Annotated in this window: 1 protein-coding gene; it reads right to left on the bottom strand. The window is 67.5% G+C overall.

Going from position 1 to position 311, the window contains the following annotated elements:
• The coding region (locus QN357_RS19370) for a CoA-transferase (protein WP_323505454.1) at positions 1-311 on the bottom strand (311 nt) is incomplete at both ends.

Below are 311 nucleotides of genomic sequence, written 5' to 3'. Positions count from 1 at the left end.
CACCTGCATCGCACCGAGGATCGCGACCTTGACGTGACCGCCGCGGATCATGCCGAACGAGATCGCCGAGTCGAAGACGGATCCGCCCGGCAGGATCGTCACGGTCTGCTTGCCCGCGTTGATCAGGTCGGCGTCCTCCTCGCCCGTCCAGGGGAATTGCCCCATGCCGAGCAGCCCGTTCTCGCTCTGCAGCGTGACCGAGACCCCCTCAGGCAGGTTGTTGGCGACGAGCGTCGGGATACCGATGCCGAGGTTGACGTAGTCGCCGTCGTGCAGTTCGCCGGCCGCGATCGCGGCCCTCTCGTCTCGGG

The sequence above is a fragment of the Cryobacterium sp. RTC2.1 genome (assembly GCF_035018685.1).
GTDB classification, from domain to species: Bacteria; Actinomycetota; Actinomycetes; order Actinomycetales; family Microbacteriaceae; genus Cryobacterium; species Cryobacterium glucosi.
This window is presented reverse-complemented; position numbering and strand designations above follow the sequence as displayed.